We start from the raw sequence: 26,451 nt of genomic DNA, 5'->3' as shown, positions 1-26,451 counted from the left end.
TGTGAAAGAAAAACGTGGGTGTATGCTGCAACGGGATCTTCGAGACTGCCGTCTTTGACGTGAGCGGATTCGAAACCTGGAGGGGTAAGGCTTTGTAGGGCGTTGCTGAGATAGTTGATCGTCAGATACTCCTCACTAAGCTCGAGTTTTTGCCTGACTTCTTCAATCCCAACCACCCATCGCGCAGTCGGATGATATACATATGCTCGTTATGTTATGGGAAACCTTCAAAGGGGAACGGGGGGGGGCAACTGATTTTCAAAGATGGTTTGAACTCTAGGAGATTCTAAATAAGGCGCCGCAACTTCGTTAACTATTTATGTTATCTAGCTGGTAAAATTAGTTGTGAATTTTGATAGTGTAGGTAGGCCCGCAAGCCTAAGCGTTCTACCCTCAAGGAGGGGGTCATGAGCTTTATTGATATTCCAATTGAGGTTGATGAAATTAATTTATCGATTCGTGGTTGGGAGATTCTTGATGCTCGTACGCGATTCGTCGAGGTAATCGACCTGTCTGGTGAGTGTGTCTATAAAATGGCATATTCAATTCGCGCCTGTTACACCCCATCGGACAATGAGGATAGCAATGTATACCTCGAGGGCAAAGATAATTCTTTTTATTGGTCGGGGTCTCCAGGACTTCAACTTGAAGTTGAAGGGCCGGGTGGAGAAAGTCAAATAGTATTTTTGCGTCGTGGGGATGGCCCGCGATGGCAGGAGAACATGTGTAGAGCTTACGCATCCAAGAAGCCACTTGATATTTCAAAGTCGTTTAAAGTGTCTCTGACAGCGGTGGATGAGATAGCGGCAGACGACTCTATGTACATGATCCCTACATTTGTCTCTGAAATCCCTGTTGAAATTATCAACGAGTCGGCCCTGACATCTGTTCGATTTGAGTTCGATAAAACGATGGTGAATATGGCATATGGTCTATGGGAAAGCCAAATAGATATTGATTTTCGCGGCCGTCTCATAATTGGTAGCGATGTTGAGATCGAATCAGATTTTAGAAAAATGAATCGAAACGCTCAGTGGCTTGCTCGCAAAGGCGCCGATATTTCGAGTTACGTATCGATTCCGCACTTAAGTATTGAGATCATGGACGAAACCGGATTCCTTCTTAACGATGACGAATTCACAATTCTTGGTGACACCTCCGTACGTAAAGCTGCTGACAATCGCCCAGTTTTCACCTGGACTTACCGATCATTCGATGACACCGAAGAAATGATGGGGAGTCCAGCTCGAGTTGTAGTGAGAATTTTTGATGAAAATAATGCTTGTTGACGTCGAAAGAATCCAGAAGTCGCTTGTGAAAGAATATGAGAGCGCTCCCGGAATGTTCAGTGAGCTAGCTCGCCTTGAGGAACTTCTAGCTGAGACATATCGAGACCGGATCCAGTACGAGTTGCTTCAGAACTCTGATGACGCAGGGTCAAGCTATGTCGAAGTTACGTTGAAAGACGACGGAACCATGCATTGGGTTAACGACGGGCGTTCGTTTGATCTGCGTGACGTGGAATCGTTGTGTAGGAGTGCTAGTTCGACAAAGACGCGAGGTGATTCGATCGGATATCGTGGCATCGGTTTTAAGTCTTTGGCTGCTACCGCGCAAAAAATCACTGTCGAATCTGGAGGAGCGTCATTTAGTTTTCATAAAGAAGAAGCTGTGTCAGTACTTTCAGGGGCGGGTAGCGTTGTTAAAGTGGCCGAGGTTCCGTTAATCCGGATACCTGTAGAGATCCAATCCAGCGCGATTGTGCAGGGAAGCAGATTCTCAGTGAAACCAAAAGAACTGAATAATAAGCCTTTCATTAATATTGAGCTGCTGTCCCTGCTTTTCTTACGGAACGTGAAGACATTGCAGGTTGTCGATGGAAATGAGATCGCGCGTACTACAAAGAGCGTGGTGGGCGAAAAGATCACGATTTGTGCAAAGAACGACTGTTCAGAATTTGCGTTGCTTTCTTCCTCGCACGTTTCAGTTGCCATCCCCCTCAATGAGTCAGCTCTAGCAAAAGTCGGGAGCAGAGGAAAACTCTATGCGTTCTTGCCGTTAAATGACTATCTTGGTATCCCGCTTATTGTCAGCGGAGATTTTCTAACTGATCCTTCTCGGACGAATGTCGTTGTGACTGATTCAGCCACAGTAGACATCCTGAATGTTGCGGCTAAACTTATTGCTGAACATTTATCTGATCCGCAGGCGAAGTATTTCCAGAAATTATGGGAATTATTGGCCCAAGGGGAGGATTTACGAGCCTTATTATCGTTCGGACAAGGGAGCGCCGCAGGTATTTTTGTTATGGCATTGCGGAGCGAAATGCAATCTCGACAGATACCTTTTTCTGTTCTACCTATCTCTCTAGAGCCTGATGAAGTAGCGCTAGTGTTCCCGCAAGGAGCTCCGAAGGCTCTTTACACAGCTGAAAACCAGAACCAGACTAAGGCTCTTCAAATCGCTTTGGGGCTACCTAAATCAGATGTTGGCGTTGTAATTGGTGATAAGGCTTCTTCTTTGCACGAAATGACCATTCGTAAAGCAGTACAGTACATTGATGATCTTGCGAGCGCTAAAGGCGTTCAGCTTTCTGCCTCTGAACAAAAACTTGTGGATTTTGCAAGAAAACAATTTGATATATCGAACGAAAATGGAGACAGAAGCACACGAGTCTCGAATATTCAACAGATAATGTGGCAACCTACAGTTAGTTTCCCTGATGTCGTGAAGCGATGGCGAACGGCTGAGCTTTCGGCTTGTGAATGGCTCAACATGAATGGGTGGAACGTTGAAGATGTCTCCTTGCAGAACCTCGGTTATGACTTAGTAGGAACCAATCCCGCAGGAGAGAAAGTCATGATCGAAATAAAACGGATTACGCGTATGAATGAACCGTTTGCAATGACGAACAACGAAATGGGAGCCGCACAAGTTGAAAGCGGAAAATACTGGCTTGGTCTCATTATTGGGTCTGATTCGCAACCTCAATTTGGTTTGCTGGATCCTCGGGATGAGAAAGTTCATCCGGAAAGGGTATGCAAAGCTTGGGAATGGCGATTCAATAATTGGGCTCCAAGAATCACTCGGATAGCCTAGGCGCTGACGGATTGGGCTATCCGTAGGCGTGTGCTGGGGGTACTAAGTATCCAAGAGCGTCTGTTCTGCCAGCGTTCTGTATACACGCCGGCCGTTGTCTCTAAAGTGGGATAGAAGACAACAACGTACAATTCGTTCAGTCTCTAAATGGTGGTGTTTCGTTATATCTGGACTGTTCAAGTTTGGTTTTGTGCTAAGGGACGAAGGTATCCCTATCTGGGAAAAGCAGCTGAATCAAACCGTGGCGATGGGTAGCGTTATAGGGAGAAACGAATGATAAGCGCTAATCAGACAGTCTGATTGAAAAGGGAAACCACTAATGGAAAAGAACATCATCGACCAGTTCGTAGCGGGGGAAGCGACGATGGACGACGTGAAACGCGCACTCGACAACGAACCGAAGGGGCCGGAAATCGACCGCAGAAAGATTCCAGTGACCGAGAACGTTCCCTTCCTGGACGATCTACTGATCAAGATTCAAGCAGCGGAAATGTTCCGGAAAATCACGGAAGCACAAGCGGAAGAAATGTACGAACACCTAATCAAGAGAAACAAGTAAACGCACACGCTAAGCCGTGTGGAAGCGAGACTTTCTTTCGCTAACCGCAAGTAGCCGCGCATGTTGCACGGCTTGCCACACTTCACCGTCATCCAACCACAGGCGCCTGGCCTGTAGCACCCTAGCGCCGCCGCGGGATGAGCCGAGCGGAGTTGAGGATAAAAGCGGTTTCGGAACCTACATGGATGAACGCCGCAAACACGGGGGAGAGCAGCCCATACGCGGCAAGGATCATGCCAAGGACGTCGATGGCAATGGTGCCGATGAAGTTGAACATGATGATTTTTCGGGCACGTTTGGCCACGCGGACAGTGTGCGCAAGGTCGTTGAGATCAGAGCTGATAAGGACTACGTCTGAGCTTTCTTGAGCGATATCTGTGCCTGAGCCCATGGCGATCCCCACGGTGGCATGCGCTAGAGCTGGTGCGTCGTTGACTCCGTCGCCGATCATTGCAATCGTGCGTCCGGCGGTGCGTTGTGCGTCGATAATGGCGAGTTTGTCGTCGGGGAGCAACCCTGCGTGGACTTCGTCGATACCTAGCTCGGCTGCGACGGCCCGTGCCGCGGTCTCCTGGTCACCGGTGAGCATCATGGTTCGCAGTCCGAGTTTCTTCAGGCCCGCAATGGCGGATTGTGCGGAATCACGGATGGCATCAGCTAAGAGAATCGTGCCTGCATAGTGTCCGTCGATGCTGATGTGGACGGCAGTAGCGGTACCGTGGGCATCAACCGTATCCGGCGCACCTGATACCAGGGAACGGTTGCCTGCGCGCACCGTTTTACCTGCGATTGTGACCGTCACGCCCTGCCCTGGTTGATAAACAAAATCTTCAGCCTGGCCGATAGGAAGTCCCTGCGCGCGAACATATGCGACGACAGCTCGCCCCAGTGGATGCTCAGAATAAGATTCGGCGGTTCCTGCCAGCGTGAGCAGTTCTTCACGGTCAATGCTTGTCGACGGCACGACCTCCACGACCGTGGGGGCACCGGTAGTAAGCGTTCCTGTTTTATCGAACACAATCGTATCCACGCTAGAAAGCGCTTCAAGATGGGCGCCGTCCTTGATAAACGCTCCATTTCTGGCGATTCGGGCGATGGCCGCTAAAACTGCGAGCGGTGTGCCAGCCGCGATTCCGCAAGCGCCAGCGACAACAACCACGGCAATTGTGGCCTTGAGATCGTGTGTAATCAGGTAGGTGATCACGGCGCTGGACAAGGCGAGATACACCAGCCATGCTGCGAGTTTATCGGCAAGACGCTGTGCCGGTGGTTCTGTGGATTGTGCTTGTTCCACTGCCGCGATGATTCGTCCGTAGGAGGACTCTGTGCCGACTCGTTGCGCACGAATTTCGACCACGCCGACCTGGTTGATTGATCCGGCAAACACGTTATCGCCAACCGTAATATCCACGGGCAGGGGTTCTCCAGTAATGCGCGATTGGTCGGCGCTTGATTCGCCGGAAATGACGATCCCATCAACCGGTATGCGTCCACCCGGAGAGACGATGACGGTGTCTCCCGCGACAACCTCATGCAAGGGCACCAGGGTGGTCTCATGGTCGCGTCGGACTTGCACTGTCTCGGGGAGGAACGTCATTAGGTCAGTCAAGGCCTCGCGACCGCGATCCAGCGAAAGATCTTCTAATATCTCTGCGGCCAGGGCGAAAGCGGTGATCACCAAAGAGGTTATCCACTCACCGATGGCTGCGGAGGCGACAATTGCGATGAACATGGACAGCTCCATGCTCATCTTCCTGTGACGCAAGTCCTCAAAGGCTTCGAGCGCGATTGGCCAGCAGCCCACCACCAAGCCAAGAACCGCGATGGCCGGCATCGTCGGCCACGGCCACGTCAATCCCAGAGCGAGGGCGACGGCGCAGAGTGCTACGAATAAGGTGCGCGCGAGGTCTTCGCGGTCGATGCGTTGCCACAAGCTACGCATATCTGTTGATGAGGTGCTCACTGCGTAGCACCAGGAGTTTCAGCATCAGTGGTAATGGAACCATCAGCATTCCGATGATGAGTGGGCGCAGTGCCCGCCACATGTTGCTGGGCGTGGAACACGGCGTGCGTGACGAGCTCGCGGGCGTGATCGTCGATAAGCCGATAAAAGACTCGATTGCCATCTTGGCGAGCCTCGACGATCTTTCCCCAGCGCAGTTTTGCTAGATGCTGCGAGGTAGTCGTGGGGGATTTGCTGATTTCTTCTGCGAGCTCATTGACGGATTTTTCCGTGTCGCGCAAAGCCAGGATGATGCGCACGCGTGTGGCATCCGAGAGCAGAGTGAACACCTCGGCGGCGAAGTTGGCGTATTGGCTCTCTGGGTTGAATGTACATTTCTTAGTATCTTCACGCATGCTTAGATACTAAGGTTTGAGGATGGACGTGGCAACCCTGTTGGGTCTGTTTGTAGGCTGAATATAAAAAGAAGTCACCCCACCCAGGGGTTGAGCCTGGATAGAGCGACTGTATGAGCTAACGACGGTTAGCGGAAGAGTTGCGGTAGCTGGTCCTTGAAGAAGAACCAGATAGCTCCGGCAGCTGCGCCGATGATGGCAAGTGCACCTGCTACCCACGGTGCGTAGGTGCGGAAGGGGGATTTGAGGCTTTGTGTGTGTTCGAAGTGAACGGTACAGATCGTTTCGCTAGCATCTCCCTTGCTAATCGGGAAAGCAAGCTTTTTAGTGACTTCTTGTTTTTGAATATCCTCTTCGGTCACTGTGTATGTGTAGCGAATCGATGCGAAATCGTTTTGGTTTAGGTACTTTCCGTTTCCATTATTGGTTATTGGCTTTATGTCAATTTTCTTCATCGTGTCCGGGACATCGTCAATCGTGGGATGCTCGTGGACTGCAACTCCGATTTTGGTCTTTCCTTCCTCAAAGAAGGTGTTGGTAATCGTCATTACGTAGCCGATGGTGTCACCTACCTCCGCGTGCTTAGCGAAGCCCCAGGATGTTTCTACCGGCAGTAGCACATGGTTGACTTCATCGCACTGTCCTTCGACTCTGCTTGTTGCACCTGCTACTGGTGTAGCGACCAACGTCGATGCTGTGGTAGCAAGTACGCAGGTTAGCGCGATTGCTGCTCGTTTGGTGCTGGTTTTGGGTGGGACGGTGAACTTCATGTTTTCCTTTCGTGGGGAGGGGGATGCGTTGTTGGATTTTGTGTGCCGAGGCGATAAACGGCAAAACCCGCCCTAGCTGGAGATTTTCAGCTAGGGCGTAGGGGGTGCTGCACTATCGGAATAGTTGGGGCAGTTGATCTTTGAAGAAGAACCAGATAGCTCCGGCAGCTGCGCCGATGATGGCAAGTGCACCTGCTATCCACGGTGCGTAGGTGCGAAGGGAAGGGAGAGGGGAATTAAGGTTTTGCGTATGTTCGATTATTCCGCGACAGCTAGGTGTGAGTGCGGTTTCCTCTGTGAATGGGATATCGAATTTTTTGCTAACGCTTTGCTGTTCTATATCACTATCAGTGAGCGTATAGAGGTAAGTGCCTGTGGCAGTTTCACCTGGCTTGATGAGCTCAGGTTCTGATTGATCTGGTCCCTTGAAAAACAGTTCTCCTTTATCGTTGTATTCCCCGTCAATATTTGGATGGGCGCCGGCTGTAACTCCTAGGCGTACAGTTCCATCTTTAAATGAGACATTTGTGACCGATAACTGATAGGTAAGAGTGTCACCCGCCTGTGGTTTTTTAAAGCTGGACCAGGAAGGCGTTACGGATACCAATGACTGTTCAATGCCAGAGCAGTACTCTCCCTCGAACCTGCTGGTTGTTGCGTTTGCTGCGTTTGCCGCAGGCGGAACAACGAGAGCGGATGCTGTGGTGGCAAGTGCGCAGGTTAACGCGATTGTGGTTCGTTTGGTGCTGGTTTTAGGTGAGGCAGTGAACTTCATGGTTTCCTTTCACCAAGTGGTGGGATGATGGGGTGGTTGGGGTTCATGTCCCCTGCAAAGAGTTTCCTATGATTATTGTTGATATGTCTTTAACAAAGATTAAGCTTAATCATGTGACTGTATTTGTCCACATTGGGAAAATTTAATCCTTTATCTGCTGGTAGACATGCACTTAGGGGGAATTGTGTGGGGTGAGAAAGATTGGATTTAATTATTTTTGGTTTTTAACTTAAAGGCGTGACGTATTGCTTTGGGGTTTATATGGGTGAAACTTCTTATTGTTAAAGTGTTTGCTATGTGCTTTGTTTCTGGAGATGTTTCACGTGAAAACGGGATTAAAAATGTGAAACCACTGCACACCTTCCGGGGGCTGTCCTTCTCGTGGGTGTGTGGCGATAATTTGCTTGTTGCATCTCGATGTGGAACGCGCTGATGCTCTTATGTGATTCCTGCGGTGTTGTCGGTAGGTGGCTTTGACGGTATGTAGTGCGACATCTTTGCCGGACGGATTGTGTCGGGCATGTTGAAGCGATTGGTTCACTAGGGCTTCGGGGTTTGGCTGTAGAGGGTGCGGTGTCTATGTGGTCTTTGGTAATAAGAAGTTCTTTTGTTGGAAATTGCTGCGTCAACTAGATGTGTGCTCAAGACTTGTTTGCTGGCCGATCGGGAATGTGGCTAGCGGCCTGCCGGTACTATCTGAAGATTATTCCTTCATGGTGTCTGCTGGGTGTTGCTGGAGAACTTGGCAAAACGTGTGGGAGTATGCCGGATTTCTGTTTAGATAAGGGGGGATGGCAATACCGAAGCTAGTGGCTGGTTCTGCCGTCTTTTTATGGGCTGTGGACTAGGTGCGAGGGGGATTTGGGATGAACTTCACTATGCTCATGTGGGGGTATGTAGAGCTAAGAACCCTTCGATGTTGCATGCGGGAATTGCTTAGGTTGTAGTAAGTTATTTTTCAGTTGTTTTCGAATGAATTTTTCATTAATGCTTGAATGGTAAGGCAGGCCTCAGAATGTTCGGGAAATGCCTTCTAACGTTTTCCTTATGATGATGTTTTGGTTGAGGGGAACGGGAACGCAGTGCTCGACGTAATATATTGGCTTTTCTTAAGTTCAGAAATAGATAAATAGTTTTGCTAGCATCGCGGGGGAACTTTGCTCGAACTTAAGTGCGGGTGAAGTGCTGGTCGAATTGGATCGTTCAAGTGTCGCGGACAGAGGGGGGTTCGCCACAGTAAGGCTTAATAGAGTGAGCTGGATCCTGCGCCTGATTGGTGATTTTTCAAGACGAGTCTTTAAAGGAGATCCATGTCAGTCATACGGTACCCTCAACCTCGGAGGCTAAGTCCGGTAGCAATAGTTGCCGTAATCTGGACTTTAATTGCTGCCCTCACAGTAGTTCCATATTCATCTGCATATGTTCCCGGGACTTTTGCTCCCAATCATGAGCAGCCAAATGGTCCACCTGCCGACGTGAAATCCGGGATAGATATTGCTCCTAACCCGGTAGTGCCGGGTGGGGATGTGACCTACACGATCACGGGGCAAGCTAAAGCGCCAAAGCCTAATACAACAAATGCTCCGGGACAGAGCAATGTTTTGTATGCGCAGGTGGAATTTACTCCGAGTGAGCATGCTCCGCTTAAAGCGGCCCCTCAAGCAACTGATTTCACATGGTCGGACGGGGTACGTCGAACATTTGCTGAAGAGCCGAAACTAGTCAATGGTACCTGGGTTCTCACGTTCAACGCCGGAGGTACTGACTTCGGTGCAAACCCTTCGTATAAAGCTTCGCTCGTAGGCTCGACCTCAACCGACATTTCGGTAAAAGAGATTACCGCAAAGGTGAAAACCACGGTGAACATTGATCCCGTGCTGAACTGGCGCTCGACGAATCCTACTATCACGCCACTCGGAAACTGTACCTATCGGGCAGTCCAGGAAAACACCTACCTAGGCGATGGCTATGGGGCGTGGTTGATGCACCTCAAGCTGGGATCGGATGGCTGGAATCAAGAGCTTGATCCTAACGGGCCTCAGATTCAAGTTTTCGATGAAACTGGTGCTGATGTGACTGCAAGGTTCGCGCACTACCGATTCAATTCACAGGACTACAGCCAGCCGGTTTACCCAGAAACAAATGCTGGTGTTAGCCCATACAACCAGTGGAAACAGTCCTTGAATTACAATTTCGATCAGAGCACTAATACAGGCGATACTTGGATCCGTGATGGATACAAGGTCAGAGTGACTCAGACGATTCGTGACACCACATGTAGTTATGGGGAAAGCTACATTCACTATAACGTTGGTATTGAATCGGCATTTCCACCTATCTATTCTTCTGACGAAGCAACAGCTTCTGCGCCCGTGGAACTGACCAAGAAGTTCCGTGTGGAGAAGTCGACGGATGCTGGTCGGGTGGTGTTGACTCCTGAGCAGGTGCGTGGTGAGGCTTCGTTTGATGTGAAGTACAAGGTGACGGTGACGAATGATGGTCGCGTTGCTGGTGTGCATCCGGATGTGACGGATGTGCCTGCGGCTCGTGAGGGTTTTGCGGTGCAGGGTGTGTCTGTTGATGGTCAGGTGTTGGATGCGCCGTATGTGATTAAGGGTCAGTCGTTGGATGCGGGGGCGTCGCGTACGTATGACGTGGTGGTGTCGTATCGGGTGGCTGATGCTGGTCGTGTTGATTGGTCGTCGGTGGGTACGTGTGAGTCTTCTGGTGGTCAGTCGTCTGGTGGTTTGGTGAACCGGGTTCAGATGGAGGGGGATTCTGATGGTCCGGGGAATAATGATGCGTGTGTTCCGGTGATTCCGCCGAGTGAGGACACACCATTTGTACCAATTCCAATCGTGCCCATTCCGGTTGTACCGACACCAGTGGTACCAACACCGGTTGTGCCGACTCCAGTTGTACCAACGCCAGACGGAGCGCAGCCTACTCAAAAGCCGGCTGAAAAAGGTGCCAAGTCAGGCAAAGTGCTTGCAAAAACAGGCGCATCTGTACTGGCTCCGATCGTAATCGGTCTAATTATGCTGGCCTTGGGTATTGCTATTCTTCGGCGTAGGAATACGGAATAACCACAGCTAAGGAATAACGGTTGAAGGTGTCAATGAGCGAAAACTCGTTGACACCTTCAATTTATTAGTGTGCATTGTGAAAGTATTACGGTTTCCAAGAGGCTTGCCTTTCTCGCAGGTATGCGACAATCACTGCATGCAAGGTGAGAAAAATATGTCGCGGGAGGGCGTCGAAAAGCTAACCAGACTGCTTGTCTCTGGTGAAGCATTGCGCTGGATACGTGAGTTTGAAGCCTATCGTTCAGATTTGGCAAAAGTGGGAGAACAAGACCGACCGGATAAAAGAACGACTGTTTTTGTGGATGCTGCGGACCTGGTGTGGGCATGGATCTCAGAGCCGGGTGCTACGGGATTCCGGAGCTATGCTGAAGAATTGATTTCCTGCGAGTTGGCTGGGGAAAACCCGGATTGTGCTGAGTTGGCAACCTTCTGGCCTGACTCAGAGATGGCTGTTTTGTCTCAGGTAGTGGAGCAATGGGAGTTTAGCCACCCGCCATTTGTGAAGTTGGTTGATGATGACGGCGGTATTGCTCGTTGAGGTTAACCTACCCCTAGATGTGACAAATATAATTCCAGTTTGGTAAAGGCCGCGCTTTTTTGGTGTGCTGCTGGGAACATGGGTGGCATGGATAACAATTATGAGGCAATCAGGGTATTAGGGCAGGACGAGATTGTAGAAAAACTCCGCGGCGAACCCGTTGGTCGGATCGTTGTCCGGCGTAAAGATGATATGGAGATCTTCCCGGTGAACTATGTCATTGACACCTCACAGGGGGAACCGCGTATTTATTTACGTACAGCGGAGGGCACAAAGCTGTTTACTGTGAATTTAAACCCCCAGGTTCTCTTTGAGGTCGATCACTTTAATGAGGAATCTGGTTGGTCAGTGGTCGTTCGTGGCACTGCGCACGTGGTGAAAGATACCGCTGAGATTCAACATGCAGAGACTCTTAATTTGCGCCCATGGCTGCCAACATTAAAGTACAACTTTGTGTGTATCCCCTGCATGGAGCTATCTGGGCGCGCGTTCGTCTTTGGAGAAGAGCCGGAGCGGTACTAGCAGCAGCGAGCTTATCGACGCCACCATGTGTCGCCAGGCTCTACCGGTAGATGGCGCTTATGTTCGCTAACTTTCCATAGATGCTCGATGCGGGCCGTGGCTTCTTTGGAGACTGCCTCAGTGTCCTCGATGTACGTATCGATCTCGGAGTAGGTCACACCAAGAGCAGCCTCGTCGGGAAGCGCAGGGCGGTCTTCTTCCAAGTCCGCAGTGGGGACTTTAAGCCACGTGGAATCTGGAGCGTTAAGGGCTTGTAAAAGTTGTGCACCTTGGCGCTTGGATAGTCCCGCGAGTGGGAGGATGTCGGCTGCGCCGTCGCCAAACTTGGTAAAGAAGCCAGTGACGTTTTCGGCTGCATGATCAGTGCCGATAACCAGAAGTCCTTTCTCACCGGCCAAAGCGTACTGCGCGATCATCCTCTGGCGTGCTTTAACGTTTCCTTTATTAAAGTCGCCGAGTTCTTTTAACCCCAGGGCTTGCGCGACATCTGCTGCACAGGCGTCTGTGGCTGGCTTGATATTAATGGTGACGCTGTGATCTGGCTGGATAAACGCAAGGGCAGTTTGGGCGTCAGCTTCGTCTGCTTGAACACCATAAGGCAACCGGATGGCCCAAAAATCTGCGGGATGTCCTTCTTTGCGTAGTTTCTCTACTGCTAGTTGGGCTAGGCGTCCCGCCAACGTTGAGTCCTGTCCACCTGAAATACCAAGGGCGAAACCCTTTGCACCAGAGGTGGCAAGGTAGTGGGCGAGGAAGTCCACGCGTTTCGCGATTTCTTCAGAAGGATTGATGATTGACTGGGTCCGAAGCCGGTGTTTAATAGTGCTGCGTAGAGTGTCCATGGTGCCATCTTAGTTTTTCTCCCAACGAGTGCTGTGAGGGTAGAAAAATAAGGTGGGATCAGCGGGTCGGGGGATGCTGAGCGCTAGGGTTTGGTATTTGAGTGCTTGGTAAGATAACATCATCCCTCGTGTCATGGCAGGTTTTCCGCCTATGCGTAAGCATATGAGTGGAGAAATGCCCAAATAACCGTGAAGCCTCTCTATGGCTTTTCTTGGAGAAGAAAGGAGCGCCCGATGAAGGTCCGCAAGTCCCTTCGGTCGCTGAAGAACAAGCCGGGCGCTCAGGTTGTCCGTCGCCGCGGCAAAGTTTACGTGATCAACAAGAAGGATCCTCGTTTCAAGGCTCGCCAGGGCTAGGATATTTTTGCAAACGACCACCTCTCGGGGTGGTCGTTTTTTGTTGTATCTAGAGCCTGATTGGGTGGGGGGTGACCCCTGCGTTTTATAACTTTTCTATAACGAAAAATTTTCAACATGGAGGTGAGCTGGCCTTATGTTGATCGGGATTGATTCTGTTGTGATTTTTGGGCGAGAGGGCGGTGGGCCTATCCGCTAGATGTAGTGGCGGGGGTAAATGCCGTACTGGGAATTCCCTCGATGTAACTACTATATATTGTGCCTGTTGCGCATTTTAACCACTAAGTATAGTGTCTTCTTGTGTCGCCGGAACGGCTCGGAGAACAGCGGAAACATATAATTTCCGCCCGTATCCCCTCTGCTGTGGTGCTCCTGTCAAAGGACACTGCATGTTCTCCGGGGAACAACATACGTTGTTAACTATGTCGTTTCGGTCCTAGGGACCGTTTGCTCAAGATTTAGGAATTGTGCGCCATGTCGATCACCGTCTACACCAAGCCAGCTTGCGTTCAATGCAACGCCACTAAAAAAGCCCTCGATCGTGCAGGTCTTGATTACACGCTCGTAGATATCAGCATCGATGATGAAGCTCGTGATTACGTGATGGCTCTGGGATACCTTCAGGCTCCTGTTGTTGAAGTCAATGGTGAGCACTGGTCAGGATTCCGCCCCGAGCGCATCAGCTCGCTGGTGGCGCAGGTTGCCTAATGACTTTGTCTTCTGAGCGCCGTGATGGGGCCAGGGACTTCTAGGAAAGCCCGAGTGAGACAATAGGTCTTGCTTGGGCTTTTATACATAAGAGCCAGGACTCAATGTTTAGGAAGGTAGCCGGAGATGCTCGTCGTCTATTTTTCTTCCGCAACGGAGAACACTAAGAGGTTTGTGCACAAACTAGGTTTTCCTGCCAAGCGAATCCCATTGCATAAGTCTTCTCCTGAACTGGTTGTGGACGAACCCTATGTATTGGTGTGCCCCACGTATGGTGGGGGAGCGTCGATAAGCGGTGGTAATACTAGGCCAGTGCCTGCGCAGGTGATCCGCTTCCTCAATAACGAGCACAATAGAGGCTTGCTGCGCGCGGTTATTGCGGGAGGTAACTCTAACTTTGGTCTTGACTTTGGCAAAGCCGGAGACATGATCGCAGCTAAATGCCAGGTGCCTTATGTTTACAGGTTTGAGCTTTTGGGCACAGATGAAGACGTTCGACTAGTTCGCGATGGCTTGCTTAGCAATGCGGCTGCGCTGGGTCTTCTCCCTGAACCGGTAGCGTAAAACAAGGAACTGCTGGCTTCCGTAGAATCGTGGGGCCTTGCTGTTTAATACTCGCCTTCTCCGTGAGCGTTGACTCCGAGAAGAGTCTAATTTCATAACATTTTCTGTATCCGCACATCACCATTATTTGAAAAGGTAAAGGTTTCTTCGTGTCGCAATCTTTGGGAAAACACGTTGCTGAGCCGGTGTCTCGCACCGAACAACTCGACTACCACGCGCTTAACGCGCTACTCAATCTTTATAACGCGGATGGAAAGATCCAGTTTGATAAGGATCGCGAAGCTGCAAATCAATTCTTCTTGCAGCATGTTAACCAGAACACCGTCTTCTTCCACGATCTTGAGGAAAAGATTGAGTACTTGGTTGAGAACAACTACTACGAGCCTGAAATCATTCAGCAGTACGAGTTCGCGTTTATCAAGGACCTCTTCAAACAGGCGTATGCCCACAAGTTCCGTTTCAAGTCATTCCTTGGGGCGTATAAGTACTACACCTCTTACACGCTCAAAACTTTCGACGGGCGCCGCTACCTTGAGCGCTTTGAGGATCGCGTATGCATGGTCGCGCTAACGCTTGCCGACGGCGACCAGGACCTCGCCCGTAACCTCGTTGATGAGATCATGACTGGCCGATTCCAGCCAGCTACCCCTACCTTCCTCAACTCTGGTAAAGCACAGCGCGGCGAGCCCGTGTCCTGCTTCCTTTTGCGTATTGAGGACAACATGGAGTCCATTGGACGTTCCATCAACTCTGCACTGCAGTTGTCCAAGCGCGGCGGCGGCGTTGCCCTGCTCCTGAGCAACCTGCGTGAGGCTGGTGCACCGATTAAGAAGATTGAGAACCAGTCTTCCGGCGTTATCCCCGTGATGAAGCTGCTGGAGGATTCTTTCTCCTACGCAAACCAGCTGGGCGCGCGTCAGGGCGCAGGTGCTGTATACCTCAACGCCCACCACCCTGACATTCTTAACTTCCTGGACACCAAGCGCGAAAACGCAGATGAAAAGATCCGCATCAAGACGCTTTCCTTGGGTGTTGTAATCCCAGACATCACCTTTGAGCTGGCTAAGCGTAACGACGACATGTACCTGTTTAGTCCCTACGATGTTGAGCGGGTCTACGGTAAAGCCTTTGCCGATATCTCTGTGAGCGAGCATTACGCTGAGATGGTGGAAGACCCACGGATTCGTAAGAGCAAGATCAACGCTCGTGAGTTCTTCCAGACCATCGCGGAGATTCAGTTTGAATCTGGTTACCCGTACATCATGTTCGAGGACACTGTAAACAAGGCAAACCCCATCGAGGGCCGTGTGAACATGTCCAATCTCTGCTCTGAGATCCTTCAGGTGAACACCCCGTCCCTATTCAACGACGATCTTACGTACGAGGAAGTCGGCGAAGACATTTCTTGTAACCTGGGCTCGCTGAACATTGCGATGACGATGGACTCGCCGGACTTTGCCAAGACCATCGAGACAGCGATTCGCGGGCTTACCGCGGTATCGGAGCAGACTGCTATCAACTCGGTTCCGTCGATCCGTAAAGGTAACGACGCAGCGCACGCTATCGGTCTTGGTCAGATGAACCTTCACGGCTACCTTGGCCGCGAGCACATCTACTATGGCTCTGAAGAAGGCCTCGACTTTACCAACGCCTACTTTGCTGCTGTTCTCTATCAGTGCTTGGTGGCCTCCAATAAGCTGGCCCGCGAACGCGGACGTACTTTTGCTGGCTTTGAGACCTCAAAGTATGCGACTGGCGAGTACTTTGATGACTTTGATCCCGCAGATTTTGCGCCTAAGACCGAAAAGGTAGCAAAGATTTTTGCGGACTCCTCGATCTATACGCCAACGGTTGCCGATTGGGCAGACCTTAAGGACGCCGTGGCTGCCCACGGTCTCTATAACCGCTACCTTCAGGCAGTGCCGCCGACGGGATCGATTTCCTATATCAACCACTCAACCTCTTCTATCCACCCAATCGCATCCAAGATTGAGATCAGGAAAGAGGGCAAGATCGGTCGTGTTTATTATCCAGCACCTCACATGGATAACGAGAACCTCGACTATTTTGCAGATGCTTATGAGATCGGCTTTGAAAAGGTCATCGATACGTACGCCGTAGCGACGAAGTACGTGGATCAGGGGTTGTCGTTGACATTGTTCTTCAAGGACAGTGCGACTACCCGTGATATTAACCGTGCACAGATTTATGCCTGGAGAAAGGGCATTAAGACCTTGTACTACATCCGTCTGCGACAGGTCGCGCTGATGGGAACTGAAGTAGAGGGCTGCGTCAGCTGCATGCTCTAAACGAAAGGGGATGGCCCACCGCGAAAGCGGTGGGCCATCCCCTTTTTTAAGTGTGTACTGCGCTGTTTAGCGCGCGGCGAGTTCGGCGTCGATACGCAAGACTCCGGAGCCGGTATCGGCGATGCGCAGGCGGTCCAGGATCTCCTTGACGGTTGCTTCCTCTTCGATCTGCTCTTCCAGGAAGCGATCGATAAGTGGGCGTGAATCGTAATCCTTGACGGAATCCGCGATCTCTGCGAGTTCGCGGATCATAGCGGTGACCTTCTGCTCATGTGCGAGGGAAGCCTCGAATGCTTCGATTGCAGAATTTGCATCGAGCTTTGGCGGTGCAATATCGCCGATCTGAGGGCGGTAGTCGCGATCAAGAAGGTGCTTAGAGAACTGAGCGGCGTGATCGAGCTCTTCCTTGTGCTGAGCCTGCATCCAGTTGCGCATTCCGGTGAGGGAAAGATCATCCAGGATGTAGGAAAGCTGAAGATAAACCATGGAAGCTTCGAGTTCAGCGGTGATCTGGTTGTTAAGGGCTGCTGCTAGTTTTTCATTGATACTCATGAAAGCGATACTAAGTAGCAATAACGGATATGTCACCTTAAGTTAGCCCAGCATAACAGGGGTTTTTGTTGTTGGGTTGCCTAACTTAATGGTGAGGAGTTGTGGTGGTTAGCAAGATGCTACTGAAAGCGAAATGAAAAGCTAGAAGGTGGTAAAGGCCACATTTTTCGAGTGGGTGGCGTGCATGTGCGCTCAGGTTGAACTTAGGGTATGCCATCCTATGGGTCCGGTATGTGGTGTGATGAAGATAACATTAAGGTGGTGTTGGTTGAAGGGGGGAGGAGCCTTATAGCCTCTTCTGGAGTTGTTGTGGGGTAGAGTCGACGGGTAATAAGCTGCCCCGGAGCTATGTATAAGGCTGGCCGTTGCGCGTCGAAAAGCGGCATGCTTTTGACTGCTGGGTAGGGCAGGGAAAATTCCGAAGTAGGAAGGTGAAACGGTGGAGTCTTACGATTCTTATCTCGAATCACATAAAAAACCGGTCTCTGCTATTAACTGGAATAGCATTCCTGATGAAAAAGATCTTGAGGTGTGGGATCGCCTGACCGGCAACTTCTGGCTCCCTGAAAAAGTCCCAGTCTCCAACGACTTGAAGAGCTGGGGAACGCTCAATGATCTGGAAAAGACCACGACTATGCGGGTCTTTACCGGGCTGACCATGCTGGACACCATCCAGGGAACGGTTGGCGCCGTGTCAATGATTCCTGATGCGATCACCCCGCATGAAGAGGCTGTGTATACCAATATTGCCTTCATGGAAAGCGTGCATGCTAAGTCTTATTCCAATATCTTTATGACGCTTGCCTCTACTAAAGAGATCAATGAGGCGTTCCGGTGGTCGGAAGAGAATGAGAACCTTCAGAAAAAGGCCAAGATCGTTCTTTCCTACTATGAGGGTGCTGACCCATTGAAGCGGAAAGTGGCCTCGACGCTTTTGGAGTCATTCCTCTTCTATTCCGGCTTCTATTTGCCCATGTATTGGTCGAGCCATGCCAAGCTGACTAATACGGCGGACATCATTCGACTGATTATTCGTGATGAGGCCGTGCATGGTTATTACATTGGCTATAAATATCAGCAGGCGGTGCGCCAGCAAACGCCAGAGCGTCAGGCGGAATTGAAGGAATATACATTTGACCTTCTTTATGACCTCTATGATAACGAGATCCAGTACACGGAAGATCTTTACGACGACCTGGGTTGGACTGAAGACGTAAAGCGCTTCTTGCGGTATAACGCCAACAAGGCACTTAATAACTTGGGGTATGAGGGCTTGTTCCCGGCTGATGAATGCAAAGTTTCGCCGGCAATCCTCTCTGCACTGTCGCCTAACGCTGACGAGAATCATGATTTCTTCTCTGGCTCTGGTTCTTCTTATGTGATTGGTAAGGCTGAAAACACTACGGATGATGACTGGGACTTCTAATAGGAAGTGCTAGGAAAGGCCGTGTAAACCGCCGCACAAAAATTCTTCTTGTGCGGCGGTTTTGCTTATTTTTGGGGTGGGGGGGATTGTGGTGAGCGTGAGGCTGGAGGGGAAGGTCTTGAAGTGGGAAAAGGGGGCTGGTACCCCTTTCATCCTTTGGATTGATAACCGCTGGGGGTGGGGTAGGGGCGCTTTGTGGGGGTGACGTATGGAAACGCACCCTTTTTACTATGTGGCGCGTATCACTGGAACTATCTGGAAAATGCTGTATTTTTAGCGGAATTAGTTGCCCGGTTGTGTAAAACCCCAGATAGGCATTTCGTTTTGCAGGTCATTGCGCATAAACTTAGCTGAATTCCAGCCGGCTGTGGCTGGCTTACGTACTTACGCTGCCATAAGATGGGGCAGTGTAAATTTAGTCGTCTTCGTCACTTGGAGCGAGGCGGCTCACAAGTCAGGAGGATCGTATGACCGCTGTGGCGCCGAGGCTCGAGAATTACTCTGAGCCAACAAGGCCCGCGCCGACCGGCGGTGCCCGTAAGGGTACCCTGGCCTGGAAAATGCTAACCACCACCGATCACAAGCAACTGGGCATCATGTACATCATCATGTCCTTTGTGTTCTTCTTCCTCGGTGGACTTATGGCACTGCTTATTCGTGCGGAGCTTTTCTCCCCAGGACTGCAGTATCTCTCAAACGAACAGTTCAACCAGCTCTTCACGATGCACGGCACCGTGATGCTGCTTTTGTTTGGTACTCCCATCGTGTGGGGCTTTGCTAACTACATCCTGCCTTTGCAGATTGGTGCCCCGGATGTTGCATTCCCTCGTCTTAACGCTTTTGGTTTCTGGGTCACCATGATCGGTGCCGCTGCCATGCTCTCCGGCTTCCTCACCCCTGGCGGTGCTGCGGACTTCGGTTGGACAATGTACCTCCCGCTGGCAGACTCCATTCACTCTCCGGGCATTGGCTCTGACATGTGGATTGTTGGTGTTGGTGCAACTGGTGTGGGAACCATTTCCTCCGCTATCAACATGATCACCACGATCCTATGTATGCGTGCTCCGGGTATGACCATGTTCCGCATGCCAATTTTCTGCTGGAACATCTTCGTGGCATCTGTCCTGGTTCTTATGATCTTCCCACTCTTGACTGCTGCAGCTCTGGGCGTGCTTTACGACCGTAAGCTTGGCGGACACCTCTTCGATCCAGGCAACGGCGGCGCCATCATGTGGCAGCACCTGTTCTGGTTCTTCGGACACCCTGAGGTTTACGTCCTCGCGCTTCCGTTCTTCGGAATCGTCTCCGAGATCATCCCAGTCTTTGCCCGTAAGCCAATGTTCGGTTACATCGGCTTGGTATTTGCAACGCTGTCGATCGGATCGTTGTCCATGGCTGTGTGGGCGCACCACATGTTCGTTACCGGCGCTATCCTGCTTCCGTTCTTCTCCTTCATGACCTTCTTGATCTCGGTTCCTACCGGCGTGAAGTTCTTCAACTGGCTTGGAACAATGTGGAAGGGACATGTCTCCTGGGAGACGCCGATGACCTGGACCATGGGCTTCCTGGTTACCTTCCTCTTTGGTGGATTGACCGGCATCATGCTGGCCTCGCCGCCGCTAGACTTCCACATCTCTGATACCTACTTTGTGGTTGCTCACTTCCACTACACCTTGTTCGGTACCGTGGTGTTTGCTTCCTTCGCCGGCGTGTACTTCTGGTTCCCCAAGATGACCGGACGTATGCTCGATGAGCGCCTGGGTAAGATTCACTTCTGGATCACCTTCGTGGGCTTCCATGGAACCTTCCTGGTTCAGCACTGGTTGGGCAACGAGGGCATGCCGCGTCGTTACGCTGACTACCTTGATTCTGATGGCTTTACCACTCTGAACCAGATCTCCACGATCTTCTCGTTCCTGCTCGGAATGTCTGTTCTACCGTTCATCTGGAACGTCATCAAGTCTTGGCGCTACGGCGAGGTCGTTACCGTGGACGACCCATGGGGTTATGGAAACTCCTTGGAGTGGGCTACCTCTTGCCCGCCACCACGACACAACTTCACTTCGCTGCCACGTATTCGTTCCGAGCGTCCTGCATTGGAGCTCCACTATCCGCACATGGTTGAGCGGATGCGTCGTGAAGCTCACGTGGGGCACCACGCGGAGCCGGTCACCAAGAAGACCAGTTAACGCATAGTAGCGACTGATTACTCTCTGACTTAAGTCGAGGCCTAGAAAGAATCTAGGCCTCGACTTTTTGTTGTGATGTGAACGCCCGCGATGGCTCGGGGAATCGTTTGATGGGGGCGGCTATCGGTAGTTTGGGCAATTTCTATGAGCTAGACAGATTGCTCATGAACATAGGAAGGGCTGAGGATAGCTCGAAGTGGAGATGCTTAGGGGGAGATGAAACGCACTCTTGAAAGTATTGCTGACTTCGCTCAAGGTAACGTTTGATCGCGTCCTTGGAGTGTCCGTTTTTAGATAGCTGATCGTGTGAGGACTCGGCTTCTTTGAGCTGTTTGGTCCAGGCCTCTACGTCTGCTTGGAGTTCCTGGCATGCAATGGGTACGGATTTAGTCTCTGCATGTGCGAGAGTGCTTGTGGATGCGAGGGCGAAAGAGAGTGCAATGGTGGTGGTTATGAGAACGCGAGTGACGGTGGTTTGAAGATGCATATAACCCTACTTTCCTTCTTTAATGCTAATTAATTGTTAAGTTAATGTATATGAAGTGATGGGGGCTATCAAGTGTTTTGCATCTCAAACTTTTCGAGCTATTCGGAGAGCTTCTACAAGCAAGAGCTTTTCGACGGCATCCTCTCTTGGATAGGTGAAGAAGAGACGTTGAGATAATGACTGATCGTATTGATGTTGCTTTCGGTATTGCACATAATGGCACGTGGCTAGTGTGGTAGTGCTGCTAGGGGATAGTGCACTGATCATTATGAAATATTGTTCCGGCTCGTTTTTAGCTCCGGTTGTGCGGTTTTGAGGGCTGTGGCTTAACTTGGCAACGATTTAACGCCGAAAGAAGTGGGGGAGCACTTGGTATTTACATTGTTAATACCTCATGCAAAACCGTTTGCTATATGGGGTGCTAACACTCTACGGTGGCTAATCATCGTTGAATTGGACTAGGGCGGCGAATGCTAAACCGCAGGCTCGTTCTTGACTACAATGACTACAGGCTCAAGAAACAAGAGCTTTATGCCAAAGAGAGGACAAGGTTGGGAGTATTCCGTGCCATCACCTACATGGCCGAGACGCTTTCCATCCCCACATAATCATGAAAAACAACATACACTTGGCAATACTGGGGTTGCTTGCGGTGTCTGTAGCCCTCGGCGCACCCCGCGTCATTACCTACGGCCTTGCGGCACTCCTCTTCGCAGTTCTCACAGTAAAAACATGGTCACTGGCCAGAGCCTGGGCAAAGCAATAGGCCCGCATCATTATCGGCGGACATGCTGGGTACATCTTTTGGTGCGTTAAGGATGCTCAGTCCACTGCGGAATATGACCATCAGTCTGGGTCACATATGGCAGACAGTCGCCCCTGCTGCAATATGTCCCTTAGATAAACGTATGCCTCTATGGGGTGCTGAAGAGATCAAAGTATGGACGCGCTAGCGACTTCAGTCCTCTGTGTAGAATCGCTCTAAATCTAAATGTGACACGCAAAAATAATCCTTGACTGATCGTAGGGTCAGTAATAGATTTTGTTTATTAAAATCTGTACTACGGTTTGTGTTCAATATTGTGGTCAAGCTTCTCTCGTATATCATCCGGAACTGCCTCTGCATATATGGAGAGAAGTCTGCTAGCTGTCCGCACGGCAGGCATGGGGCATCGTTGTCTTTTGTCGGCGCGCCGACATGGATGGGGAAGTATTCCCCATCTCTCAGCTTGCATGTATCACGCCTGGGAAAGTCGATAACTATTCCTTCTCTGGAAACTTTTTAGGCAGCTGCCAAATGTGTGCACCTCTTTTTGTGATCCGCACACCGGGCTTCATTTTGATAATGAGGTTCCCGTCTTCTGGGGACCTCGGTACGTACATAAACCCGCCTGTATTCGACAAACCTTTTACAGGTGGATAGGACTCGTCGTAGTCGATAACTTGATTGAATCGAACAAGTTTTCGATACATGCCGAGCAGTTTAACATAACTTGAACCACGTACCCCCTCTTGTCCCCGTTCCATATAGCGGGCGTGGATTCGTAGCGTTTTGTAGATTGTGTTATCGCGGTGCTTATCTTTAACTTTTGGCCAAGGTATGTCATCTTTGATGTATTCCATTTCCCTAGCTTCATGCCCTCCTCTTTTTGCAAGAGTGAAGATGTATTGACGGGTAACCCCGTATTCCCTAGCAATCTGGGATTGGGTCATACCTTCACCTAAAAGCTGCATAACCCGTTCTGGCGTGATAGACATTTATACCTCCGTAGTGGTGGACACAAACTATATATCTAGCAAGTGTCAAGCTATGAACTACCTCCGCATACGCGGAGAAAAGCTGCCTGAAAGAGATTTCCTGGACCTGCGCTAGTTCTCGCGAGTCATCTCTGTATAGTTCGCAAACTGAATCTCTTGGTGCTGCCGCTCGTTGGTGAGCTTGCGCGGAACTCCCATCGCTTTATCGACTTCCCGATCTAGATCATCGTGAGTTTTAAGAAGGGCATGGTCCATTTCTAACGGGTCGTAGTGGTCAACGAGCGAGTGATCGGGGTGAAGCTCGCGCGCGGCCAAACCAAGGTAGGAGTTCAGGTTATCCTCAGGCCACTCTCTAGCGTGCTTCTTCGCTCCTCACTATCACCGCCTGATGATGATTATTGGTCGACCTAACGACCCCATGATTTGACATTTCCTAAAAAATGTTGAACACAATTTGGGTCGTATGTAACCTAGGGCTCAAACCCCTCCCTCTAAAGATCGGAATCACTATGAGACCTCGATCAAAATCCCTGGCTTCACTAGCTGCCGTCGCTATCCTTTTCACTGGTCAGGGTCAAGCCGTCGCTGCTGAAAAAGACGATCCTACAACCCTTCAGGAGTTCCAAGAATAGACCGTTGCAGAGGCATCAGTCACCCCGGAGGTTCTGGATCAAGCTTTTGAGGAACTGATCAACTCGGATGTTCCCCGAACTGTAAATGACGACTCCACTGTAACCTTCAACCTCGAGCACATGGATCTAACGTTAAGGGATCCACATGCCATCACCCCCTACGCAAGTGGAGGGAAAGAACAAGGAGGCTTTTGGGTAGAGTTCACCCCTCTTGAGCAGGACCTGATTATTGGTGGATCGGGGTTTGTCCTAGGGGCCGCCATCTGCGCCATTCCCGGTGTCGGGTGGGCTGTATGCACCCTCGTTGGAGCTATCATCACCGGGGCAACAGTGGTTCTCAGCCACCACAAGAAGTGCAATAATCGCATAAAGATCCATTACACATGGGCCGGAACGGTTCGTAACAGCGAGTGTACTTAACGATCAAGCGCGAAATGAGGACTAATGAACAAGCATAAAATATCGCCCAATGCGATTGTCGTTGCACTATTTGGGCTGGCAATCTCAGGTTATGTCGCCATTGCAAACAAGTCGATCCTCGGATTTGTCATCCTCATACTGCTCACCATAGTTGTAGCAGTACTGGTCAATCACATCAAAAACAGTCATCAGGAATAACCGGCGAGTAAAGTCATCTGCCGGACGCTAACCCATGTCGCCAACCTGGCATAACGTTTTATCACCGTTTATTTCTGCATTGTTTGGCTCGGCTTCCCTGTCCCCCGCTCTCCCTTGCTCTGCTGCTCGGCGCATGGCGCCGACTCTGCCCCTCAAAACTGCCACACACAGTAGGCACTTCTAGTGTCGATGGTCTTTACGCTGGTTGCGGCCATTCGAACCGCTGTATGTGACCAGTTATGCCATTGGATGGGTCTCAGATTTTAGGCCCAACTGAGCTGGGATCGCTGGGGCATTACAACTCTGGATGTGGTGGTTCTTCGCCGGCTTCATCGAGGTAGTAATCAATGACGTACCGGTACAGCTTGAAAAGCTGCTCTCTATCAAACTCGGCAGTGTCCTCGGGATCATCTTCAAGCTCCCAGTGGGTTTTCCGTCAATCGTGTGTTCGGCAAGCAGAACAACTTGACGGAGTTCAACGGTGCGTCGTGCCGTTGTTACGACGTCGCCGATCCCTTTTTCTTCGGGAACGTCAGTGATTACCCAGTGTTTCCTCCCACCTGGGACTAGTTCTACTCACTTAAAGAAGGGGTAGTCAGGCTTTTTGTTCTTGCACGCTTTAAGAAAAACGATCAGTGCGCCTGCGACTGGTTTAGGCAGTGTGTTGACGTTGTCGAAGTCCAGGCCAAACGTTTCGTCCCCGTTGCGTAACCCCAGTTTCCATGCGCTTGTATTTCTTGCTGCGAAGCAGATTGCCGATGAATTCAACCTGCTTCGGACTGGCTACCGCCCAGGGCAAAAGAACTCCCAGTCTCACAGTCCTTCTCAATCAGCGTCACTTCGTAGTAGTTCTGTGCCGTGTGGGGACGTAAACAAGCTGCCCCGGCTCTCACACTCACCCTGACAGGCGACATACAAGCCGTGATATCAACAATGCAAGGAGGGTGTTTCTCGGTTATCTGGGCTCTCCAATAGCTGTTGTGTGTGGAGTAAAAGAACGATGAAAGTAGTTTTCAAAAAGAGGTGTTTTATTAGTGGCTGTCCTATCGGACAGGGAACCGTATATTGCTTACGGTATTGCACCCTGTTCTTCGGGATAAAGCCCTGCTTTCTTTAAAGCGGATACATGATAAGCGACCGTGCGTCTGGAAACTCCAACCTCTTCTTCGATTGCCTTCCAAGTAGGAAGCTTTCCTGTCTGGGTAAAGCTCTGCGAAGCAACCGCGAGGATCTGGGCTCTCGTATTGTTGCCGGATGCACGCTTGCGCTTGTTCGCAGAAGCAAGATTCTTTCTCTGTGCCTGTGCGTATTCGCCTTGGGGGTCGGTTTTCCAGCGTTGCGCGGCTTTCTGTCCGCCTCTGCGCCCCATGGTGGCTAAGGCTTTCCGCTCGCTGGTGGTTGCTTTTCTAGGCGCGCTCGACCCGATGGAGGCTGTGCTCTTAGATTGGGTCACATAGCCGCGAACTCGGCGTGCCATAGTCTGGAGGTCGCGCATCGGGGCCAGCTCTGCGGGCCGGCCTGCACCACCGTGGGCCTGCGCGACGTTGTAGGCGTGCTCGTAGGCGTCGATAATCGCCGCGTCCGTAAGACGTTGTCCAGCAGCGCGCAGCCTGTGGCCGGTCTTAAGAGCATGTCTGAATGCGGTCTCGTCGCGAACAGCGGTGCCTTCAGCAATCCAGAGCACGCGCACGCCGTCGATGAGCTCCGGGTCGTACTGGTCGAGTCCAGCGGAGACTTCCGCGTCCACGTCTTGGGCCAGAACTTTAAACGCCTGTGCCTCTTCGCGACGGGTTTTCACCGCGTTAATGAGTTCTCGCCCAGACTTAAACTGCTGGCGTGGTGCAGTCTTGTACTGGTCTGTCCCGGCCAAGTCCCTCACCTGCCTTATCAAGTCACCTAGACGCATCACACGATTATGCTGCCTATACCAACGATAAGCCGACGGAGACTTACCCGTGTAGAACGGATTGCGGCTAAAACCGTGGGCGAAGTGGGGATCATTGTCGAGTAGTTCACCTAGGGTGCGTGTAGTCGCGGCGAGGAGCTTCATCTGCGAAGATTTACCCGAAGCATCCGCGTAAACAGGGTCAATAAGCCAGATAAACTGGTCTTTCCCGCTTACTGGGTTCACGCCCACCCAGGTGGGGCCGATGCTGTGCTCAACAAGCACCCGCACGACGGAACTACCTCCGCATACGCGGAGAAAAGCCCGGGTGCGAAAGCTGGTTCCAATGATCCGATGAACTACCTCCGCATACGCGGAGAAAAGACTGCAACGGTGGGGCGTTGCGACGAAAGTAAG

At 51.0% G+C, this 26,451-nt stretch carries 26 protein-coding genes and 1 CRISPR repeat array (1 of these 27 cut by a window edge); of the genes, 16 read left to right on the top strand and 10 right to left on the bottom strand.

Annotation, left to right across the window (positions count from 1 at the left end; genetic code table 11):
• Positions 1-407 precede the first annotated feature (407 nt).
• The 3 genes from CKV68_RS04270 to CKV68_RS04260 all read left to right on the top strand — a co-directional run bounded on the left by CKV68_RS04270 (position 408) and on the right by CKV68_RS04260 (position 3,658).
• Positions 408-1,289 (top strand): hypothetical protein, encoded by an 882-nt coding sequence (locus CKV68_RS04270; protein WP_095075661.1) that lies wholly within the window; start codon positions 408-410, stop codon positions 1,287-1,289.
• Positions 1,279-3,099 carry a protein NO VEIN domain-containing protein gene (locus CKV68_RS04265; protein ID WP_167376963.1) on the top strand — a complete coding sequence of 607 codons (1,821 nt, stop codon included), beginning with the start codon at positions 1,279-1,281 and terminating at the stop codon, positions 3,097-3,099. Before CKV68_RS04270 ends, CKV68_RS04265 begins: the two co-directional genes overlap by 11 nt.
• Positions 3,100-3,418: 319 nt before the next feature.
• Positions 3,419-3,658 carry a hypothetical protein gene (locus CKV68_RS04260; RefSeq protein ID WP_167376962.1) on the top strand — a complete coding sequence of 80 codons (240 nt, stop codon included), beginning with the start codon at positions 3,419-3,421 and terminating at the stop codon, positions 3,656-3,658.
• A 121-nt stretch (positions 3,659-3,779) separates the two neighbouring features.
• Here the strand turns inward: CKV68_RS04260 and CKV68_RS04255 are convergent, their stop codons facing one another.
• The 4 genes from CKV68_RS04255 to CKV68_RS04240 form a co-directional block, all read right to left on the bottom strand.
• Positions 3,780-5,621 (bottom strand): heavy metal translocating P-type ATPase, encoded by a 1,842-nt coding sequence (locus tag CKV68_RS04255; protein ID WP_095075659.1) that lies wholly within the window; start codon positions 5,619-5,621, stop codon positions 3,780-3,782.
• The gene (locus tag CKV68_RS04250; protein WP_095075658.1) at positions 5,618-6,016 is read right to left on the bottom strand and encodes an ArsR/SmtB family transcription factor; all 399 of its coding nucleotides are present in this window, start codon (positions 6,014-6,016) and stop codon (positions 5,618-5,620) included. The genes CKV68_RS04255 and CKV68_RS04250 overlap by 4 nt, the downstream gene beginning before the upstream one ends.
• A gap of 128 nt (positions 6,017-6,144) precedes the next feature.
• A complete protein-coding gene (locus CKV68_RS04245; protein ID WP_095075657.1) occupies positions 6,145-6,786 on the bottom strand; it encodes a hypothetical protein in 642 nt (213 codons plus the stop codon).
• Positions 6,787-6,898: 112 nt separating this feature from the next.
• Positions 6,899-7,561, bottom strand: coding sequence for a hypothetical protein (locus CKV68_RS04240; protein WP_095075656.1), 663 nt, complete (start codon positions 7,559-7,561; stop codon positions 6,899-6,901).
• A gap of 1,310 nt (positions 7,562-8,871) precedes the next feature.
• On the opposite strand from CKV68_RS04240, the gene CKV68_RS11350 reads away from it, so the two are divergent.
• The 3 genes from CKV68_RS11350 to CKV68_RS04220 all read left to right on the top strand — a co-directional run bounded on the left by CKV68_RS11350 (position 8,872) and on the right by CKV68_RS04220 (position 11,707).
• Positions 8,872-10,647 (top strand): LPXTG cell wall anchor domain-containing protein, encoded by a 1,776-nt coding sequence (locus CKV68_RS11350; RefSeq protein WP_231910457.1) that lies wholly within the window; start codon positions 8,872-8,874, stop codon positions 10,645-10,647.
• A gap of 136 nt (positions 10,648-10,783) precedes the next feature.
• Complete coding sequence (locus CKV68_RS04225) at positions 10,784-11,185, top strand: hypothetical protein (protein ID WP_095075655.1); 402 nt, start codon at positions 10,784-10,786, stop codon at positions 11,183-11,185.
• An 87-nt stretch (positions 11,186-11,272) separates the two neighbouring features.
• Complete coding sequence (locus tag CKV68_RS04220) at positions 11,273-11,707, top strand: pyridoxamine 5'-phosphate oxidase family protein (protein ID WP_095076227.1); 435 nt, start codon at positions 11,273-11,275, stop codon at positions 11,705-11,707.
• Positions 11,708-11,718: 11 nt separating this feature from the next.
• On the opposite strand, the gene nadE is transcribed toward CKV68_RS04220, so the two are convergent.
• Positions 11,719-12,549 carry an ammonia-dependent NAD(+) synthetase gene (gene nadE, locus CKV68_RS04215; RefSeq protein WP_095075654.1) on the bottom strand — a complete coding sequence of 277 codons (831 nt, stop codon included), beginning with the start codon at positions 12,547-12,549 and terminating at the stop codon, positions 11,719-11,721.
• A 234-nt stretch (positions 12,550-12,783) separates the two neighbouring features.
• Here nadE and ykgO point away from each other — a divergent pair, with 234 nt between their 5' ends.
• The 4 genes from ykgO to nrdE all read left to right on the top strand — a co-directional run bounded on the left by ykgO (position 12,784) and on the right by nrdE (position 16,487).
• Positions 12,784-12,906: a type B 50S ribosomal protein L36 gene (ykgO, locus tag CKV68_RS04210; RefSeq protein WP_003852698.1), complete on the top strand. Its 123-nt coding sequence runs from the start codon at positions 12,784-12,786 to the stop codon at positions 12,904-12,906.
• 474 nt (positions 12,907-13,380) lie between these two features.
• Positions 13,381-13,614, top strand: coding sequence for a glutaredoxin-like protein NrdH (nrdH, locus tag CKV68_RS04205; RefSeq protein WP_013242528.1), 234 nt, complete (start codon positions 13,381-13,383; stop codon positions 13,612-13,614).
• 126 nt (positions 13,615-13,740) lie between these two features.
• A complete protein-coding gene (gene nrdI, locus CKV68_RS04200; RefSeq protein WP_013912197.1) occupies positions 13,741-14,178 on the top strand; it encodes a class Ib ribonucleoside-diphosphate reductase assembly flavoprotein NrdI in 438 nt (145 codons plus the stop codon).
• A gap of 149 nt (positions 14,179-14,327) precedes the next feature.
• A complete protein-coding gene (gene nrdE / locus CKV68_RS04195) occupies positions 14,328-16,487 on the top strand; it encodes a class 1b ribonucleoside-diphosphate reductase subunit alpha (protein WP_013912196.1) in 2,160 nt (719 codons plus the stop codon).
• 66 nt (positions 16,488-16,553) lie between these two features.
• Here the strand turns inward: nrdE and CKV68_RS04190 are convergent, their stop codons facing one another.
• Positions 16,554-17,039: a ferritin gene (locus CKV68_RS04190; protein ID WP_095075653.1), complete on the bottom strand. Its 486-nt coding sequence runs from the start codon at positions 17,037-17,039 to the stop codon at positions 16,554-16,556.
• 439 nt (positions 17,040-17,478) lie between these two features.
• Here CKV68_RS04190 and nrdF point away from each other — a divergent pair, with 439 nt between their 5' ends.
• Together nrdF and ctaD are read left to right on the top strand one after the other, a co-directional pair.
• Positions 17,479-18,465: a class 1b ribonucleoside-diphosphate reductase subunit beta gene (gene nrdF, locus CKV68_RS04185; protein WP_013912194.1), complete on the top strand. Its 987-nt coding sequence runs from the start codon at positions 17,479-17,481 to the stop codon at positions 18,463-18,465.
• 467 nt (positions 18,466-18,932) lie between these two features.
• Positions 18,933-20,654, top strand: coding sequence for an aa3-type cytochrome oxidase subunit I (gene ctaD, locus CKV68_RS04180; RefSeq protein ID WP_095075652.1), 1,722 nt, complete (start codon positions 18,933-18,935; stop codon positions 20,652-20,654).
• Between the two features lie 142 nt (positions 20,655-20,796).
• Here ctaD and CKV68_RS04175 read toward each other — a convergent pair whose 3' ends face one another.
• The gene (locus tag CKV68_RS04175; protein ID WP_013912191.1) at positions 20,797-21,141 is read right to left on the bottom strand and encodes a hypothetical protein; all 345 of its coding nucleotides are present in this window, start codon (positions 21,139-21,141) and stop codon (positions 20,797-20,799) included.
• Between the two features lie 610 nt (positions 21,142-21,751).
• On the opposite strand from CKV68_RS04175, the gene CKV68_RS11240 reads away from it, so the two are divergent.
• A complete protein-coding gene (locus CKV68_RS11240; RefSeq protein ID WP_157932718.1) occupies positions 21,752-21,907 on the top strand; it encodes a hypothetical protein in 156 nt (51 codons plus the stop codon).
• A 494-nt stretch (positions 21,908-22,401) separates the two neighbouring features.
• Here CKV68_RS11240 and CKV68_RS04170 read toward each other — a convergent pair whose 3' ends face one another.
• Both CKV68_RS04170 and CKV68_RS04165 read right to left on the bottom strand, forming a co-directional pair.
• Positions 22,402-22,899 (bottom strand): helix-turn-helix domain-containing protein, encoded by a 498-nt coding sequence (locus tag CKV68_RS04170; RefSeq protein WP_095075651.1) that lies wholly within the window; start codon positions 22,897-22,899, stop codon positions 22,402-22,404.
• A 111-nt stretch (positions 22,900-23,010) separates the two neighbouring features.
• Positions 23,011-23,214 (bottom strand): type IIL restriction-modification enzyme MmeI, encoded by a 204-nt coding sequence (locus CKV68_RS04165; RefSeq protein ID WP_231910456.1) that lies wholly within the window; start codon positions 23,212-23,214, stop codon positions 23,011-23,013.
• A gap of 194 nt (positions 23,215-23,408) precedes the next feature.
• Here CKV68_RS04165 and CKV68_RS11420 point away from each other — a divergent pair, with 194 nt between their 5' ends.
• The 3 genes from CKV68_RS11420 (at position 23,409) to CKV68_RS11235 (ending at position 24,149) form a co-directional block, all read left to right on the top strand.
• Positions 23,409-23,531: a hypothetical protein gene (locus CKV68_RS11420; RefSeq protein WP_269090463.1), complete on the top strand. Its 123-nt coding sequence runs from the start codon at positions 23,409-23,411 to the stop codon at positions 23,529-23,531.
• 120 nt (positions 23,532-23,651) lie between these two features.
• Positions 23,652-23,951, top strand: coding sequence for a hypothetical protein (locus CKV68_RS11175; protein WP_145955121.1), 300 nt, complete (start codon positions 23,652-23,654; stop codon positions 23,949-23,951).
• 24 nt (positions 23,952-23,975) lie between these two features.
• Positions 23,976-24,149 (top strand): hypothetical protein, encoded by a 174-nt coding sequence (locus CKV68_RS11235; RefSeq protein ID WP_167376961.1) that lies wholly within the window; start codon positions 23,976-23,978, stop codon positions 24,147-24,149.
• 1,069 nt (positions 24,150-25,218) lie between these two features.
• Here CKV68_RS11235 and CKV68_RS04160 read toward each other — a convergent pair.
• Positions 25,219-26,325, bottom strand: a complete 1,107-nt coding sequence (locus CKV68_RS04160) for a replication initiation protein (RefSeq protein WP_167376960.1) — start codon at positions 26,323-26,325, stop codon at positions 25,219-25,221.
• 3 nt (positions 26,326-26,328) lie between these two features.
• Positions 26,329-26,451: direct repeats of the CRISPR family, unit length 29 nt; unit sequence GGAACTACCTCCGCATACGCGGAGAAAAG (it continues 945 nt past the right edge of the window).

It is taken from the genome of Corynebacterium ulcerans (genome assembly GCF_900187135.1).
Taxonomy (GTDB): domain Bacteria; phylum Actinomycetota; class Actinomycetes; order Mycobacteriales; family Mycobacteriaceae; genus Corynebacterium; species Corynebacterium ulcerans.
This window is presented reverse-complemented; position numbering and strand designations above follow the sequence as displayed.